Source organism: Flavobacterium wongokense (assembly GCF_021608265.1).
In the GTDB taxonomy this organism is placed as follows: domain Bacteria; phylum Bacteroidota; class Bacteroidia; order Flavobacteriales; family Flavobacteriaceae; genus Flavobacterium; species Flavobacterium wongokense.
Genome location: NZ_JAKIHP010000001.1, coordinates 393,167 through 408,849, shown reverse-complemented (window position 1 = coordinate 408,849; position 15,683 = coordinate 393,167). Strand labels below are relative to the sequence as shown.

General features: G+C 40.3%; 12 protein-coding genes and 1 tRNA gene. 6 read left to right on the top strand and 7 right to left on the bottom strand.

Going from position 1 to position 15,683, the window contains the following annotated elements:
• Nucleotides 1-4: 4 nt before the first annotated feature.
• From ftsA to L1S31_RS01610, 4 genes are all read left to right on the top strand, one after another.
• Nucleotides 5-1,396 carry a cell division protein FtsA gene (ftsA, locus tag L1S31_RS01625; RefSeq protein WP_236461215.1) on the top strand — a complete coding sequence of 464 codons (1,392 nt, stop codon included), beginning with the start codon at nucleotides 5-7 and terminating at the stop codon, nucleotides 1,394-1,396.
• Nucleotides 1,397-1,447: 51 nt separating this feature from the next.
• The gene (gene ftsZ, locus L1S31_RS01620; RefSeq protein ID WP_236461213.1) at nucleotides 1,448-3,514 is read left to right on the top strand and encodes a cell division protein FtsZ; all 2,067 of its coding nucleotides are present in this window, start codon (nucleotides 1,448-1,450) and stop codon (nucleotides 3,512-3,514) included.
• Between the two features lie 442 nt (nucleotides 3,515-3,956).
• Entirely contained in the window at nucleotides 3,957-4,403 is a 447-nt protein-coding gene (locus L1S31_RS01615; RefSeq protein WP_236461211.1) for a GatB/YqeY domain-containing protein, read from the top strand.
• 11 nt (nucleotides 4,404-4,414) lie between these two features.
• Nucleotides 4,415-4,488 (top strand) — tRNA-Arg (locus L1S31_RS01610).
• Nucleotides 4,489-4,646: 158 nt separating this feature from the next.
• Here the strand turns inward: L1S31_RS01610 and L1S31_RS01605 are convergent.
• Nucleotides 4,647-5,099 carry a hypothetical protein gene (locus L1S31_RS01605; RefSeq protein WP_236461209.1) on the bottom strand — a complete coding sequence of 151 codons (453 nt, stop codon included), beginning with the start codon at nucleotides 5,097-5,099 and terminating at the stop codon, nucleotides 4,647-4,649.
• 100 nt (nucleotides 5,100-5,199) lie between these two features.
• Here L1S31_RS01605 and L1S31_RS01600 point away from each other — a divergent pair, with 100 nt between their 5' ends.
• Complete coding sequence (locus L1S31_RS01600) at nucleotides 5,200-6,009, top strand: zinc-dependent peptidase (RefSeq protein WP_236461207.1); 810 nt, start codon at nucleotides 5,200-5,202, stop codon at nucleotides 6,007-6,009.
• 166 nt (nucleotides 6,010-6,175) lie between these two features.
• Entirely contained in the window at nucleotides 6,176-7,261 is a 1,086-nt protein-coding gene (locus L1S31_RS01595) for a T9SS type A sorting domain-containing protein (RefSeq protein ID WP_236461205.1), read from the top strand.
• Between the two features lie 69 nt (nucleotides 7,262-7,330).
• On the opposite strand, the gene L1S31_RS01590 is transcribed toward L1S31_RS01595, so the two are convergent.
• The 6 genes from L1S31_RS01590 to L1S31_RS01565 are packed head-to-tail and all read right to left on the bottom strand — an operon-like array spanning nucleotide 7,331 to nucleotide 15,682.
• A complete protein-coding gene (locus L1S31_RS01590) occupies nucleotides 7,331-9,001 on the bottom strand; it encodes a sodium/sugar symporter (protein WP_236461201.1) in 1,671 nt (556 codons plus the stop codon).
• Between the two features lies 1 nt (nucleotide 9,002).
• Complete coding sequence (locus L1S31_RS01585; RefSeq protein WP_236461199.1) at nucleotides 9,003-10,049, bottom strand: UDP-glucose--hexose-1-phosphate uridylyltransferase; 1,047 nt, start codon at nucleotides 10,047-10,049, stop codon at nucleotides 9,003-9,005.
• 2 nt (nucleotides 10,050-10,051) lie between these two features.
• Complete coding sequence (gene galK, locus L1S31_RS01580; protein WP_236461198.1) at nucleotides 10,052-11,221, bottom strand: galactokinase; 1,170 nt, start codon at nucleotides 11,219-11,221, stop codon at nucleotides 10,052-10,054.
• Complete coding sequence (gene galA, locus L1S31_RS01575; protein WP_236461197.1) at nucleotides 11,218-13,638, bottom strand: beta-galactosidase GalA; 2,421 nt, start codon at nucleotides 13,636-13,638, stop codon at nucleotides 11,218-11,220. Before galA ends, galK begins: the two co-directional genes overlap by 4 nt.
• Nucleotides 13,622-14,620, bottom strand: a complete 999-nt coding sequence (locus L1S31_RS01570; RefSeq protein ID WP_236461196.1) for a glycoside hydrolase family 53 protein — start codon at nucleotides 14,618-14,620, stop codon at nucleotides 13,622-13,624. The genes galA and L1S31_RS01570 overlap by 17 nt, the downstream gene beginning before the upstream one ends.
• Nucleotides 14,621-14,623: 3 nt before the next feature.
• Entirely contained in the window at nucleotides 14,624-15,682 is a 1,059-nt protein-coding gene (locus L1S31_RS01565) for a glycoside hydrolase family 53 protein (RefSeq protein WP_236461195.1), read from the bottom strand.
• Nucleotide 15,683 lies beyond the last annotated feature (1 nt).

The window sequence follows — 15,683 nt, the reverse complement described above, 5'->3', positions numbered from 1 at the left end:
GATTATGGAAAAAGAGAATATTGCAGTAGGTTTAGACATTGGGACAACCAAGATTGTTGCCATGATTGGCAAGAAAAATGAGTATGGGAAGTTAGAGATTTTGGGTGTTGGAAAATCCAAAAGCCTTGGTGTGGCTCGTGGCGTTGTTAACAATATTACTCAAACCATCCAGTCTATCCAGCAGGCAGTCATTGAAGCAGAAGCAAAATCAGGATACAAAATAAACGATGTGGTTGTTGGGATTGCCGGACAGCACATTCGAAGCATTCAGCATACCGATTACGTAATCCGAACAAATCCTGAGGAAGTAATCAGCGGAAAAGACATTCAGTTGTTGATTGACCAGGTTAATAAACTGGCGATGCTTCCGGGTGAGGAAATTATCCACGTATTGCCACAGGAATTCAAAATCGACGGTCAGTCTGAAATCAAGGAACCAATCGGAATGTACGGCGGAAGGCTGGAAGCAAGTTTCCACGTAGTGGTTGGACAGGCTTCTTCTATCCGAAATGTCGGAAGATGCATCCAGAGTTCAGGAATTGAATTATCAGGATTGACCTTGGAACCTTTGGCTTCGGCTGATGCGGTGTTGAGCCAGGAAGAAAAGGAAGCCGGTGTAGCTTTGATTGACATAGGTGGTGGAACAACGGATTTGGCCATTTTCAAAGATGGAATCATCCGCCACACGGCAGTAGTTCCTTTTGGTGGGAATGTAATTACCGATGACATCAAGGAAGGTTGTTCGATTATCGAAAAACAAGCCGAATTATTGAAAACAAAATTTGGTTCAGCGTGGCCAGGCGAAAATAAGGATAACGAAATTGTTTCGATTCCGGGATTGAGAGGAAGAGACCCAAAAGAGATTTCATTGAAGAACCTGTCAAAAATCATCCATGCACGTGTGGTTGAAATCATTGAGCAGGTTTTCACCGAAATCAAAGCTTACGGACATGAAGATCCACGTAAAAAGCTAATCGCCGGAATTGTATTGACTGGTGGAGGTTCGCAATTGAAACACATTAAACAGTTGGTGGAATACATCACCGGAATGGATACGCGAATTGGTTATCCAAATGAACATTTGGCAGGAAATTCAAGCGAAGAGATTTCAAGCCCATTGTTTGCAACAGCAGTTGGATTGGTAATGAACAGCATCGAAAACAATTCGAACAGTGCCTATAAAATTGAATTGAAGGAAGTGGTTGCCGAAGCTCCGAAGCAGGTTGTTTACCAGCAGGCAGCTCCGGTTGTAGAGGAAGAGAAAATCGAACCGGTTTCGGATGTGATTGAAGAAGAAATCAACCTTGAAACGGAAACGACAGAGCACAAAATCAAAAGGTCGTTTTTTGACCGTTACGTTGAAAAGATCAAGGATTTCTTAGACAACGCTGAATAACAGAACAAGACAGAAAGTACAGAATATATAATACCTAATACCAAAAGAAGTATGATAAGCAACTCAGAATTTGGAAACATCTCATTTGATTTACCAAAAAATCAATCAAATGTGATTAAAGTAATCGGAGTTGGTGGCGGAGGAAGTAACGCTATCAATCACATGTTCAAACAAGGAATCAAAGGCGTTGATTTCATTGTTTGCAACACCGACTCACAAGCACTTCAGAACAGTCCTGTGCCTAACAAAATCCAATTGGGTGTAAACCTTACGGAAGGACTTGGAGCAGGAGCAAACCCTGATGTGGGTCAACAGTCTGCCATCGAAAGCATTGGCGACATCGAAAAGATGTTGGATACCAATACCAAAATGGTTTTCATTACGGCAGGAATGGGTGGCGGAACCGGAACCGGTGCTGCTCCTGTGATTGCACAATTAGCAAAGGAAAGAGACATCCTTACGGTTGGAATTGTTACGATTCCGTTCCAGTTTGAAGGAAAGGTTCGTTCTGAGCAGGCATTATTAGGTGTTGAAAAATTAAGAAAGCAGGTTGATTCATTGATTGTAATCAACAACAATAAGTTGAGGGAAGTTTACGGAAATCTTGGTTTCAAAGCCGGATTCTCTAAAGCTGACGAAGTGTTGGCTACAGCTTCACGCGGAATTGCGGAAGTAATTACGCACCACTATACCCAAAACATCGACTTAAAAGACGCCAAAACTGTTTTGTCGAATAGCGGAACAGCCATTATGGGTTCTTCAATCGCTACCGGTGATAACCGTGCAAAAGAAGGAATCATTGCTGCCCTGGATTCTCCGTTGTTGAATGATAATAAAATCGCAGGTGCCAAAAACGTATTGTTGCTTATCGTTTCCGGCTCAAGTGAAATCACTATCGACGAAATCGGAGAAATCAATGACTATATCCAATCGGAAGCAGGCCATGGTGCAAACATCATCATGGGTGTTGGTGAAGATGAAACATTAGGTGAAGCGATTGCCGTTACTATCATTGCTACAGGTTTTAATGTAGAGCAGCAAAATGGTATCGTAAATACTGAAGTTAAGAAAATCGTTCATGCTTTAGAAGACAATCAAACGATTGTTCGCGATTTAACCCAAAAACCGGTTGACGTTTTCAAAACGATCATCGACACTCCGGCTGCTGAAGTTAAGGAAGAGAAAATCGTATTCGAATTGATCGAAGATGAATTAGAAATTGATGCTCATGTTGCTGAAATTGAAACAAGCGTTAGCGAACTGGCTGAAGAAACTCCATTAACATTTGAAGTAGCAGAGCCAATCGCATTCGAAGCTCCGCAAACTCCAACAGCTGTAATCGACGAAAATGAATTAATCGCAATGAACCATTTCATCAGGAACCTTGATGTGACTTTTGAAATTGTTTCCCCAATAAAAGACATCGATTACAAAGTAACGACTCCTGAAGTTAAGGAAATGAAAGTAATCGAGCCAATCATCGAAAAAGAGGAAGAGCAGATCACCTTCACTTTTGACATGCCGGAACTGCCAACATTCGAAAGAGTAGCAGAGGTTAAGCCAATTGAAGCTGTTGAAGAAAGCAGGATTGTTTTCGACCTGTCGGAAGCAGCGGTAAATGAAATCACTGTGAACGAACCGGTAGAATTCGTGCCAATGACCGAACTTAACGAAGAAGGCATCATCAAATATTCTTTGGAAGAGTACATGGAGTTGGAAAACGATTTGTTGAACTCAAAACCTGCTGCGGCAGCAATCACTGAAGAGCCAATCGCAGAAGAGCTGAACATCACCATGAAGCCACAGGCAGAGGTTGAAAAACCACAAACTGTTGTTGGGGCTTTCGAAGACATTTCACCAGTGGAAATGACTATTGAGGAGACTTTGAAACACCGAGCTGATGATAGAAGAAGAAAGTTGAAAGAGTTCAACTATAAATTCCATAACAATCCTTCAAAAATTGAGGAAATGGAAAAAGAACCGGCATACAAACGCCTTGGAGTAGATCTGTCACAAAATACTCAGGATACAAACTCAAGATTGTCGATAGGAACTGACAGCAACGACGACATGCAGTTGCGTTCAAACAATTCCTTCTTGCATGATAATGTGGATTAAATCTACAGATAACCCCAAAATCCTTAACCCGTCTCGTTAGAGACGGGTTATTTTTTTATTTGGAGCGACCGAATAGAAAATATAGTAAAATTCACATCAAAATATAGTAAAAACCCTAAGGATAATTTCCTACTTTGTCCGTAGTATTGCCTTACCCATTCGGCAATTAATTTCATCCCCAGTTACATTGCAACCTGCTCATTATTTTGAACAATCATAATACCTATTGAGACAGGTTTTATACATATTGTTTTTTGCTTGAAATCACCCGAAAACGGCATTGCTATTTTCGGGTTATTTTTTTACCTTCGCAAAGCTTTTTAGGAGCGAATGGTTGGGGTATTTTTTGCCATCCATTTTCCTGCTGTCCGCGCTACATGGTAGCTAGCTGCCATCAGGGCTAAAAAGGAAACCATTTAAAACAAAATTAAATCATACGACTATGAGTTTATCAACCCAAATAATGGACGAAATGAAAAATGCCATGCGTGAAAAAAACACCATCGCATTGGAAGCGCTTCGTGCCATCAAATCGGAACTTTTATTGGCCCAGACTTCCGGGAACAATACAGAAATCACCGAAGCTGACGAAATCAAGATTTTGCAGAAACTGGTTAAAATGCGTAAGGACAGTGCCGAAATCTTCACCAAACAAAACCGTGCTGATTTGGCTGAACCCGAATTGGCGCAGATTGCCGTGATTGAGAAATTCCTTCCGGCACAGCTTTCCGAAGCAGAGGTTGAAGCAATCATTACCAAAATCATTGCAGAAACCGGCGCATCCGGAATCGCATCGATGGGAAAAGTAATGGGATTGGCAACCGCGCAGATTGGTGGCCAGGCGGAAGGCAAAACCATTTCGGCTATCGTTAAGAAACTTTTGGTGTAACAACCAATAATGGCTCCGTAGTTCAACTGGATAGAATATCAGATTTCGGCTCTGATGGTTGCAGGTTCGAACCCTGCCGGGGTCACATTTGAAATTAAAAGGAGGACAGCCAGTGGCTGTCAGGTAAAAAGAGTGCTCAAGAGCACTCTTTTATTTTTCAAAGCGGAGCTATGTCTGGGAAGATGTAGTCAACCCTGCCGGGGTCACATAATAAAAAAGCACTCCACAGAGTGCTTTTTTAATTTATAATTTCCCGAATAATTTATCAATCTGCAGTTTGGTTAACCACACGGTTACACCACCTTCTTCCTTACTGTTGTAACTTATCTTCATCTTCACGCTGGCAATATTCATCTCTTTTTTGTATTGAAGGTTCACGGTTTCATTCGGCAGTTCAATCTTAATGTCTTCTTTCGGTTGGTTTGCCATACCGTCCATAATGACACTATAAAATCCCTCCAGTGCGCCATCAACATCCTTAAAGCTAAAGGTTTTGAATTCGGCTACCTGTGGTTTGTTGTTATTCTGGTATTTAAATGTAACAAGGTCGCCAGTCTTTGTAATTTCTACGGTACTCAAAGTCGGTGTTCCCACCTTACCGATGATAACAGGTTTTGCTTCTGCCTTCGCAACCTTTATTTGGGCATTGGCTGCAAGGACAAGGAATAGGAACGATAATGATAGTAATTTCTTCATAGTGTTGTAAGTTTTGATAAAAGTAAAAAAAAATATCATTCCTTGAAATAAGATTCTTTCAGTACTTCCTATTCCTTATCTAAATTTATATCTTTCCAAAATGGAAATCGTCTTCATAATCTTTTTACTGGCCATTACAGCCGCAATTGTATATTCTGGTATGTTTTTCATCAGCCTTTTGGACGATATCAGCATTGCTTTATTCAACAGGCCTCTTTATATCCACCTGTATTTTAGGCCTAAGAAAGTAAGCCCGGAACAGGAGTACCTGCTGCGTCAGAAATTCCGGTTTTATCAAAAACTAAATGACAAACAGAAGATTTATTTCCATCACCGGTTAGCGTGTTTTATTGAGAAATACCAATTTATCCCGCTTGAAGATTTTGTGGTAACCCAGGAAGTGGAAACGCTCATTGCGGCAACTTATGTGATGCTGACTTTCGGGATGCGGCAGTACCTTGTTGATGCTTTTGACAAAATCATCATTTATCCCGAAAAGTACCTGTCAACGCAAAGCCAGGAATACTATAAAGGCGAATTCAATCCAAAGATGAAGGCGATTGTTTTTTCCTGGAAGGATTTTAGGGAAGGCTACGAAATCGACAATGATAACCTGAATCTTGGAATCCATGAATTTTCGCATGCCGTTCATTGCCATAGCATGCAAAGCAATGATGCAAGTTCGCTGACGTTTAAAAAGTATTACACCCAGCTTTCGAAGGAAGTGAATTATGAACCCAATAAGCAAAAGCTCATTAATTCCGATTACTTCCGGATTTATGCCTATACCAATAGTTATGAATTCATTTCGGTAATGATCGAGCATTATTTTGAAACACCAATTGAATTCAGGAGTAAATTCCCCAAATTGTACCAGAATGTCAGCCGTATGCTTAACCACAAACCCTGATTTTTACCAGAAGATTTAAGACAGGGAAGATTTAATAGACACTAAGGTGGTAATTATGAAAGGTTTACTTTATCGTGTATAACTTTAAGGCCGTTTTATGGCGTAGGTTTGCGGTAAGGAAGGTTACTTCCTATTTTTTATATTTCTAACATGTCAAATTAATATCATGGGTACAAGAGTTAAAACACTGCATAAGAGAATTACACCACAATATGTAACTGCTTTTCTATTCCTTTTTCTTTACGCTAACGGATTTGCCCAACTATATTCTAATGGCAATTTGTCTACGGGAGTTTTATCTAAAAGTGGCTTGATAGCACCAGCTGGTTATTCTTGGAGCGAACTCCAAAACGATAATGGCAACACAACTGAATGCAATAAGAGTAGTGGTTTTGCAGGTTATTTTAATACTGCTGGGACTTCCAGTTTTGAATTAGCGGATGATTTTGTTGTTCCTGCAGGACAGCAATGGAATATCACAAGTTTTGATTTTTTTGCCCACCAAAATAGTTTTACAGGTACAACAATTCCTGTTGATCAATTGAGGATTGAAGTTTGGAATGGGGACCCTTCATTGCCAGCGTCAGAAGTTGTTATTGGTGATATGACAACTAATGTGTTAGACGCACCTAATAGTACTGGAAATACTTTTATCTATAGGATAGCCAACTCCATTATTGGCAACCCAATATTTGCGCCAAATACCAACAGGAAAGTTTGGAAAATAAAAGGGAATATTAACACCATACTGAATTCAGGAACTTATTGGGTTGTGTATCAATTTCACGCAATTAACGATGGTGCCATTTTTATTCCTACTGTAACAATTGAGGGAACCAGAGGAGTAGCAGGTTGGAACGCAAAACAAAATTTTGTTGCTAATACCATTCCTGGAACGGTTTTAGGATGGGCGAATGTCATAGATATTGGTGATCCGGATACCGCTGCTGATGTTCCGCAAGATTTGCCTTTTTCGATAAATGGAACAATTGTGAACTTAAGTACTTTAGAAAATGATTTTTCGGCTTCGGTACTAGTTTATCCTAATCCAACTAAAAATACGCTCAATATTTCAAATCAAAACAATACTGCCTGGAACAGTATCACTATTTTTGATCAGTCTGGAAGAAAATTAAAAAGCATAACAGCTGCTGAAACTAGCATTGATGTTTCGGAATTTGCATCTGGGAATTATATTTTAAAAATTAAATTTGATGATGCTACTATTGTAAAACGATTTATAAAAATGTAATATCGCCACCTTTAACAATATAACTGACCCAGAAGTTTTCTTCTGGGTTTTGTCTTTTAAACTTTTACTCTACCAAAAAGCAGTATATAAAGCTGCTAAAATCCCGATGATGATGATGGAACCCACCATAAATCCGGGTGAAACCTTAAACATGGATTTGTCGATTTCCAAACCATTTGGCTGCACTCCTTTTTTCGTTTCATAAATACTGATGATGTACATCCCGATTACGCAAATCAGGAAGACAAACCCCATTCGGTCCACAAAAGGAATTTCATAGATTCCATCTGCATTCGGAACCGCGAAACCAAAGTCATACAGGAAATGAAGGTCTACAAAACCCGGCATGAATTTGAATACAATCGAAAGCAGGAATCCTCCGATGGTTGCAAACAAGGCCGCATTTGAAGTTGTTTTTTTCCAGAAAAAACCAAGTATAAACATCGCAAAAATTCCCGGACTTACAAATCCGGTATATTCCTGAATGTATTGGAAGCCACCTTTTTTATCAATTCCCAAAAGCGGCGCAACGATTACCGCAATAATCATGGCAACAATTATGGTCACTTTTCCAATCTTTACCAATTTCTTTTCGGAAGCATCCACATTTATTTTTTCTTTGTAAATGTCGAGGGTAAATATCGTCGCGATACTATTTGCTTTTCCTGCCAAAGAAGCCACGATTGCCGCAGTCAAAGCTGCAAATGACAATCCTTTTAGTCCGGTTGGCAATAAGTTTAAAAGCGTCGGATACGCTCTGTCCGGATTTAACGAACCATCTTGTAACATTTCGGTTTGGAAGCCCCCTTTTTGGTATAAAACATATGCTGCGATTCCGGGAATCACTACAATTAATGGCATCAATAATTTTAGGAAGGCTGCGAACAGGATTCCACTTCGCGCTGTTTTGATATCTGCACCCAAAGCACGTTGGGTAATGTATTGGTTGCAACCCCAATAATTCAGGTTGATAATTAACATTCCACCGATAAGTACAGAAAGTCCGGGTAAGTCCATATAGTTTGGATTCGTTTTTTCAAAAATCATGTGGAAATGGTCGGCCGCATTGTCTTTCATCAAATGAAAACCATTGATGACTCCACTTGAACCAAATTTTTCGGCAACCAAATTCAACGCCAGATACGTAGTAACCAATCCACCCAAAATCAAAAAGAACACCTGGATGACATCGGTAAAACCAATAACCTTCATTCCGCCAAGCGTAATCATAACGGCAAAAATCGCCAGGAAAACCATGCACAAAGTCAGGTTTAGCCCAGAAATGCTGCTGATTGCCAAAGCTCCGAGATAGAGAATGGAAGTCAGGTTGACCAACACATATAGCAACAGCCAAAACACCGCCATAATCATGGCTACATTGCCGTTGTAACGCTGGTTCAGGTATTGTGGCATCGTGAATATTTTGTTTTTCAGGTACACCGGAATAAAGAATACCGCGACGATGACCAAAGTCAAAGCTGCCATCCATTCATAGGTCGCAATTGCCAATCCCATTTTGAAACCGCTGCCACTCATTCCGATGAATTGCTCCGCGCTGATGTTACTCGCAATCAACGATGCGCCAATTGCCCACCACGTTAACGAACCTTCAGCCAAAAAATAATCGGTGCTGCTCGATTCTATTTTCTTTTTTTTCCTGTAAATCCACAATCCATAACCTACGATGAGGACAAAATAGCAGAAGAAAACGATATAATCTTTGGTGTCTAAGGTTTGCATATTACTTGGTTTTATAATGGTTGGTTGGTAGCTCTCTTAAAATTTTGGCACTTTGTTCGGGTGAAATATCGCGTTGTGCTTCGCCTAGCATTTCGTAGCCCACCATAAATTTCTTTACGGTTGCCGAACGCAATAATGGCGGATAAAAATGCATGTGGAAATGCCATTCGGGATGCGAAATCCTATCGGTCGGTGCCTGATGGATTCCGGCAGAATACGGAAACGAAGTTTCAAAAAGATTGTCGTATTTGACCGTAATGATTTTAATGATTTCGGCGAAAGCCTTGGTTTCCTCATTGGTCATTCCGATGATATTGCCAAAATGCCTTTTGCTGATGATCATCGTTTCATAAGGCCAGATTGCCCAAAACGGAACTACAACGGCAAAGTGATTGTTTTCAGCTACAATACGTTCATGAAACTCCAATTCCTGGCTTAAATAATCTTTCAGTAAACTCGTTTTATTTTTTTCAAAATAATTCAACAGGCTTTTTTGAGTTTTTTCTACCTGCGTTGGCAATGAAGACTGCGCCCAGATTTGCCCATGTGGATGCGGATTGCTGCATCCCATAATACTTCCTTTGTTTTCAAAAATCTGGACATAGTTGATAAAGTCGTGGCTTCCGAGTTCGATGTACTGTTCTTTCCAGGTCTGCACCACTTTCTCAATTTCCGAAACTTCCATTTCAGGTAAAGTCAGATTGTGTTTTGGCGAAAAGCAAACCACTTTATTAATGCCTCTTTCGGGTTTTAATTGGAATAAGTTTGAAGCTTCATTCTCAAACGAAACTTCTTCCTGAAGCAAGGCTGAAAAATCATTTTCAAACACATAGCAATCGGTGTACTCTGGATTTTTAATGCCATTGGAACGAACATTTCCCGGGCATAAATAACATTCCGAATCATATTCAGGGCGATTGTCTTCGTGCAGCTTTTCGTTTTGTCCCTGCCACGGACGCTTGTTGCGATGCGGGGAAACCAAAATCCATTCGTCTAATAACGGATTGTAACGGCGGTGTGGATGTTCGTTGGTTTTAAACGGCTGCATAATTAATTTTTGTAAAGTGTTGTTCCTTTTGAAATCTTGATTTTATAAGGCTTTAATTCGATACCAAAAGCGGTTCTGTATTGTTGCGACACTCTTTCGATGAGCTCGTCTTCGGTTCCTTTTTCTACGAGGTTTATCGAGCAGCCACCAAATCCGCCACCCATCATTCGGGCACCTAAAACGGTTTTTTCATGCTGAACGGAATCGACCAAAAAATCAATTTCATCGCAGCTTACTTCATATTCCTTTGACAAACCTTTGTGTGCTTCCGACATTAATTGGCCTAACTTCTTGAAATCAGAATTGGTCAAAGCATCGGCAGCATCAAGTACGCGCTGGATTTCCTTTACCACAAAAAGGCAGCGTTTGAAAACAATCGGACCTAATTCCTGTTCCAAATCCAAAACTATCTTTTCGGTACAATTCCTAAAAGTGCGCACTTCAGGGAAATGCTGTTTTATGATGGCCAAACCCAATTCCACTTCCTGCCTTCTGACATTATAACCTGAGGTAAGATGTGTATGCTTTACATTGCTGTCCAATAAAAGTAACGAATATTTTTTGAAGTCGGCTTTGTAATATTGGTATTCCAATGTAGTGCAGTCGAGCTTAATAACGCTGTTTTTTTTGCCAAAAACAGAGGCAAATTGGTCCATGATGCCACAATTAACTCCGGCAAAAGTATGCTCCGCTTTTTGCCCGATTAATGCGATTTCTTCTTTGGATAAATCCAATTCAAACATTTTATTCATAGCATAGCCGATGCCGCACTCCAAAGCTGCAGAAGACGAAAGCCCGGCGCCCATTGGAACTGTACTGCTGAAAACGATATTGAAACCACTCATCTTGAAACCTTTTTTTTTCAACTGATGCAGAACACCTAGAATGTAATTAGCCCACATTTTATCGATAGGTTTCAACTCGTCGTTTAGGTCAAATTTGTACGCTTCGTTTAAGTCTTTGGCAATAAGTGTACATTGGGAATCTTCATTTTTGGAAACTGCAAAGCAAATGTATTTGTTGATTGCAGCCGGCATTACAAAACCGTCATTATAGTCAACATGTTCGCCAATGATGTTGATTCTTCCCGGTGAGAGGAAAATGTATTCGGGTTTCTTTTGAAGTATTTTTTCAAAATGTTCCGAGGTATGATTTATTAATTTCTTCTTCATTGTTTACTTTGGATGATTGTTGAACCAGAAATCAATCCGTTAGATTTGGCTTCGAGTTTTATAGACCCGGAAGTTTTTCCAGCCTGAATGATTACCTGGCATTTCCCGCTGAAAGCGCTTCTTTGCCAAGCACCATCAACACATTTATCGGGTTCGTGCGAACTAGGGTCGCCATTGCCAACGCCAATGATTTTGGCATCACCTGAAATTGTAAAATACACCATATTATTCGCATCAGGAACTTCCTTACCGGCAGCATCAACAAAAGAAACATTGATCACATCCGCGTCTTTTCCGTTGGCGGTAATTGTGGTCCTGTCTGGTGAAAGAACAACTTTTGAAGCCTGTCCGGTAGTTTCTATTTTTGTGGAGAGTTTTTTCCCATTTTTATACGCAATCGCTTCTAAAGTTCCGGGTTCATAAATTACTTCCCATTGCAAATGGCTGTTCCTTGGCATTTGTTTTTTGCCTAAACTTTTTCCGTTTAAAAATAATTCTACATCATCTGCATTGGTATTCACCCAAACATCAATTGGTTTGCCAACTTTTTCAGGCCAATTCCAATGTGGGGAAATATGCAGCACATCTTCATTGGTCCACCAACTTTTATAATAGTAATAAATATTTTTTGGGAAACCACAAACATCCATAATCCCGAAGTGCGAAGATATATTGGGCCATTTATACGGAGTTGGTTCGCCACGGTAATCAAAACCTGTCCATACAAAACCGCCTAACCAATACTTATTTTCGGCTGCTAGTTTCCACCAATCTTCAGCTTTGCTTGCCCACCATGGAGCGGTTATATCCTGATCGGGAACATCGGCTCTGATTGGGTCTTTTTCGTAAATTCCGCGAGTGGTTACGGTACTTCCCATTTCGGTTCCGAGTAAAGGCTGGCTGGGATGGTCCCGATGGTAATCGGCAACGCCAAACTGACGGTAATTAAATCCGCGAATAGGTATTACTTCATTTACACCATTGAATTCATTCCCCATATCAGCGGCATAAGTGCTTGTTCTGGTTGGGTCTAATTCTTTTTGTTTTGCCAAAAGCGTTTGCGCGATTTTCTTTCCCGTTTCGGTTTTTTGTATCCAGCCTTCTTCGTTTCCGATGGACCACAAAAACACTGAAGCGTGGTTTCGGTCACGACGGATTAAACGCTCGAACTGATCCATGTATTCAGGGCTGCTGTTTAATAAACGTTGTTCATCCAAAACCAACATTCCCAAACTGTCGCAGGCATCCAAAAGTTCCGGAGTAGGAGCATTGTGGCTCGCCCTATAGGCATTGGAACCCATTCCCTTCAATAATCTGATTCGGTAATATTGCAAATAATCAGGTAAGGCACTTCCAAGTCCGGCATGGTCCTGATGATTGTTGGTTCCTTGTATTTTAATGTGTTTTCCATTTAAAAAGAAACCTTGATTTGCATCAAAGCGAACAGTCTTTACACCAAACCGCTCTTTCTTTGTGTGTATGATTTGATTTCCCTGCTTTACTACAGCAATCACTTTGTACAAATAAGGATCTTCCAAAGACCATAACTGTGCGTTGCTAATGCTGAGTTTTTGTTTGACGGTTTGTTTTTGATTTACAGCTAGTGATAAATTTTGTTCACTTGTTTTTGCAATTTGTTTCCCGTTTCTGTCAGTGATATACGAATAAACAGAGCAGTTTGATGAATTAAAATTTTTGTTTCCAACTTCAGTTTCTATAATAACCTCTGCATTTTTCCCATTGACTGCTGCATGAACAAACAATCCATCTTCAGGGATATAAACCTTATTGGTTGTATTGAGCCAAACGTGGCGGTAGATTCCGGCGCCTTCATAAAACCAGCCTTCATATTGCGTAGCATCGACACGGACAACGAGTACATTTTCCTTGTCAAACAAAAGATAATCGGTGATATCATACGATTTTCCGACATAGCCACTAAAATTATTCCCAACGAAAAATCCATTTACCCAAATTGTGGCATTCCTAAAAATTCCATCAAACTGGATTTCGAAACGTTTCCCTGTATCAGTCTTATCAACATTAAAATGTTTTCGATACCAACCAATGCTGGTTTGGGGATACAATCCGCCAACCGGTTTGTATCCGTGGGATTCCACATCAAAACTCGGTGAGTTTTCAAACGGAAGTCCAACAGCCCAATCGTGGGGCAGATTGATGTTGGTCCAGGTTGTATCTACAAATTTGGCATCAATGGCAGTTTTTGCAGCGCCACCTGATTTGGAATAGATGGTAGCAGTGCTGTAATTAAAATCCTTATCCGGATTGGCTGCATGTCCAAAATGGAATTTCCAGCCTTCATCAAAGTTTATTTTTTTCTGCGCATTTGCCAAAGAGAAGCAAAACAGCAATACTAGTATTGATTTTATATCCATCATATTATTCTTTAAAAGCATCCAAAGCAGGTGAAGGTTGGCCATTTTCCAGCCATGCACTTAATGCATAATGGCTCCAGCTTCTTGCGCCCTGAGGTTCCCAATAAAAAACACCCAAGCCTTTATTACCGGGCACATTCCTGACAGCTTTAATCGTTTCGGTCAATAGTTCTTTAGTGTTCTGGATTTTGTCATCTTCGCCGCCGACTTCTACAACCATTACCTCTTTGCCATAGCGTTTAACCATGTCATTGAGGTTGAATCGTAAATCAGCGATGGTTTCGGTATAATCCTTTTTAATCCAAAAAGGGTAATAAGACAATCCAATGATATCGTAACGCACTTTTTGTTTGGTGGCATTGTCAAAGAAAGTCCTGAATTTCTTGTTGTTGTTTCCTTCATCAACATGGACGATTACTTTTATGTTTTTGTCAACGGCTTTTACTGCGTCATAGCCTTTGTTCAATAATTGCCCCAATTTCACCCAATTTTGCGTACTCCCATCAGGCCATAGCATTCCGCCTGGGATTTCGTTTCCAATCTGAACCCATTCCGGACTTACGCCTGCAATCTTCAACGCATTAATCACATCAAAAGTGTGGAAATACACATCGTCCAGTAATTCATGGAAAGTATGGTTTTCCCATGCTTTTGGCTTGAATTGCTTTGCAGGATCAGCCCATGAATCGGAATAATGAAAGTCAATCATCACGCGCATTCCCATTTTTTGGGCGCGTAGTGCCATCACAACCGTTTCTTCCTTACTGCAATGTCCACTTGCCTTATCATCTGAAGGATTTACCCAAACCCGAAGACGAATGGAGTTCATGCCTCTGTCTTTCAATAATTGGAGGCAGTCTTTTTCCTTTCCATCGGAGTCATAGAATTTATAGCCTGTGGCTTCCATTTGTGGCAGCCATCCAACATCTGCACCTTTTGCAAAGGGTTTGTTTTGGCTAAAGCCCAATGTAGAAATGAATAATAATAAAATTAATTTTCTCATGATTTATTCGTTAAAAGCTTCCATTGCCGGAAGTGAATTGTTTGTAAAATCCCAAAGTGCCTGGTTTTCCCATGATGAGCCATTAGTGGATGTTGGTCCGCGAAAAGCCACCCATTCAGAACCCCAATAACAAAACCCGATTCCGTGAGCGCTTTGTTTCACCAAATTTTTTATAGCCAACAAATATTGTTTCTGACCGTCATTTGTAGCAGGATAAGCTGCAATTATCTGATTGTCGAGGCCGACAATGTTATTGGTATAATCGTTCCAATTTAATGTAAAAGGGTAGGCAGTCTCGGCAATCAGCACTTTTTTATTATATAACTGTCCAAGATTATTCATAGTGTTCTGTAAATCGGTTAAATTTTTTCCATGCCAGATTGGATAATAGGAAAGTCCGATATAATCGTAATCAATATTGGCAACCTTACTGAAAAACCAATCCGATCCTGAAATCCCGGCAAAGTGCAGCATGATTTTGGTTGTAGTGGATTTGCTTCTGACAGCGGTTGTTGCTGCAGTTACCAGCTGTAAATACTGATTTTCATTTGTTGATAATTTTCCTTCCGGCCAAAGCATTCCGTCGTTGGTTTCATTTCCTATTTGAATGATATCCGGATTGATTTCGGTCATGATTTCATTGGTATAATCAGTCACGCAAGTTTTGAGCGTATTGAAGTCCATGCTTTGCCAAGCCATAGGTTTTGTTTGGTTTCCCGGATCGGCCCAAGTGTCGGAATAGTGAACGGTGAGCCAAACCTTTAATCCGGCAGCTTTTACACGTTGAGCAAAAGTTTTAACCTCTGTTAAACCAGAATGAGCATCTGAAGGATTTTTCCAAAGACGGATGCGTATTGTATTACAGCCAGCATTTTTCAAGGTGGTAATGGCATTTTCAGCAATATTGTTGTGTTTGTAAACCGTTCCTTCGCTTTCAATGAGTGGAAGGTAAGACATGTCTGCAGCACGAATAAATTCTTCCTCAATTGGCGGATTAGTGCCATTGTCCGACGAGCAGGAAAACAAACACACAGTCAACAATAAGAAGAGAAATTTTTTCATG

Excerpts from the sequence above, each read along its gene's own strand:
- ftsA (WP_236461215.1), top strand. The coding sequence starts at position 5 with ATGGAAAAAGAGAATATTGCAGTAGGTTTAGACATTGGGACAACCAAG.
- ftsZ (WP_236461213.1), top strand. The coding sequence starts at position 1,448 with ATGATAAGCAACTCAGAATTTGGAAACATCTCATTTGATTTACCAAAA.
- L1S31_RS01615 (WP_236461211.1), top strand. The coding sequence starts at position 3,957 with ATGAGTTTATCAACCCAAATAATGGACGAAATGAAAAATGCCATGCGT.
- L1S31_RS01605 (WP_236461209.1), bottom strand. The coding sequence starts at position 5,099 with ATGAAGAAATTACTATCATTATCGTTCCTATTCCTTGTCCTTGCAGCC.
- L1S31_RS01600 (WP_236461207.1), top strand. The coding sequence starts at position 5,200 with ATGGAAATCGTCTTCATAATCTTTTTACTGGCCATTACAGCCGCAATT.
- L1S31_RS01595 (WP_236461205.1), top strand. The coding sequence starts at position 6,176 with ATGGGTACAAGAGTTAAAACACTGCATAAGAGAATTACACCACAATAT.
- L1S31_RS01590 (WP_236461201.1), bottom strand. The coding sequence starts at position 9,001 with ATGCAAACCTTAGACACCAAAGATTATATCGTTTTCTTCTGCTATTTT.
- L1S31_RS01585 (WP_236461199.1), bottom strand. The coding sequence starts at position 10,049 with ATGCAGCCGTTTAAAACCAACGAACATCCACACCGCCGTTACAATCCG.
- galK (WP_236461198.1), bottom strand. The coding sequence starts at position 11,221 with ATGAAGAAGAAATTAATAAATCATACCTCGGAACATTTTGAAAAAATA.
- galA (WP_236461197.1), bottom strand. The coding sequence starts at position 13,638 with ATGCTTTTAAAGAATAATATGATGGATATAAAATCAATACTAGTATTG.
- L1S31_RS01570 (WP_236461196.1), bottom strand. The coding sequence starts at position 14,620 with ATGAGAAAATTAATTTTATTATTATTCATTTCTACATTGGGCTTTAGC.
- L1S31_RS01565 (WP_236461195.1), bottom strand. The coding sequence starts at position 15,682 with ATGAAAAAATTTCTCTTCTTATTGTTGACTGTGTGTTTGTTTTCCTGC.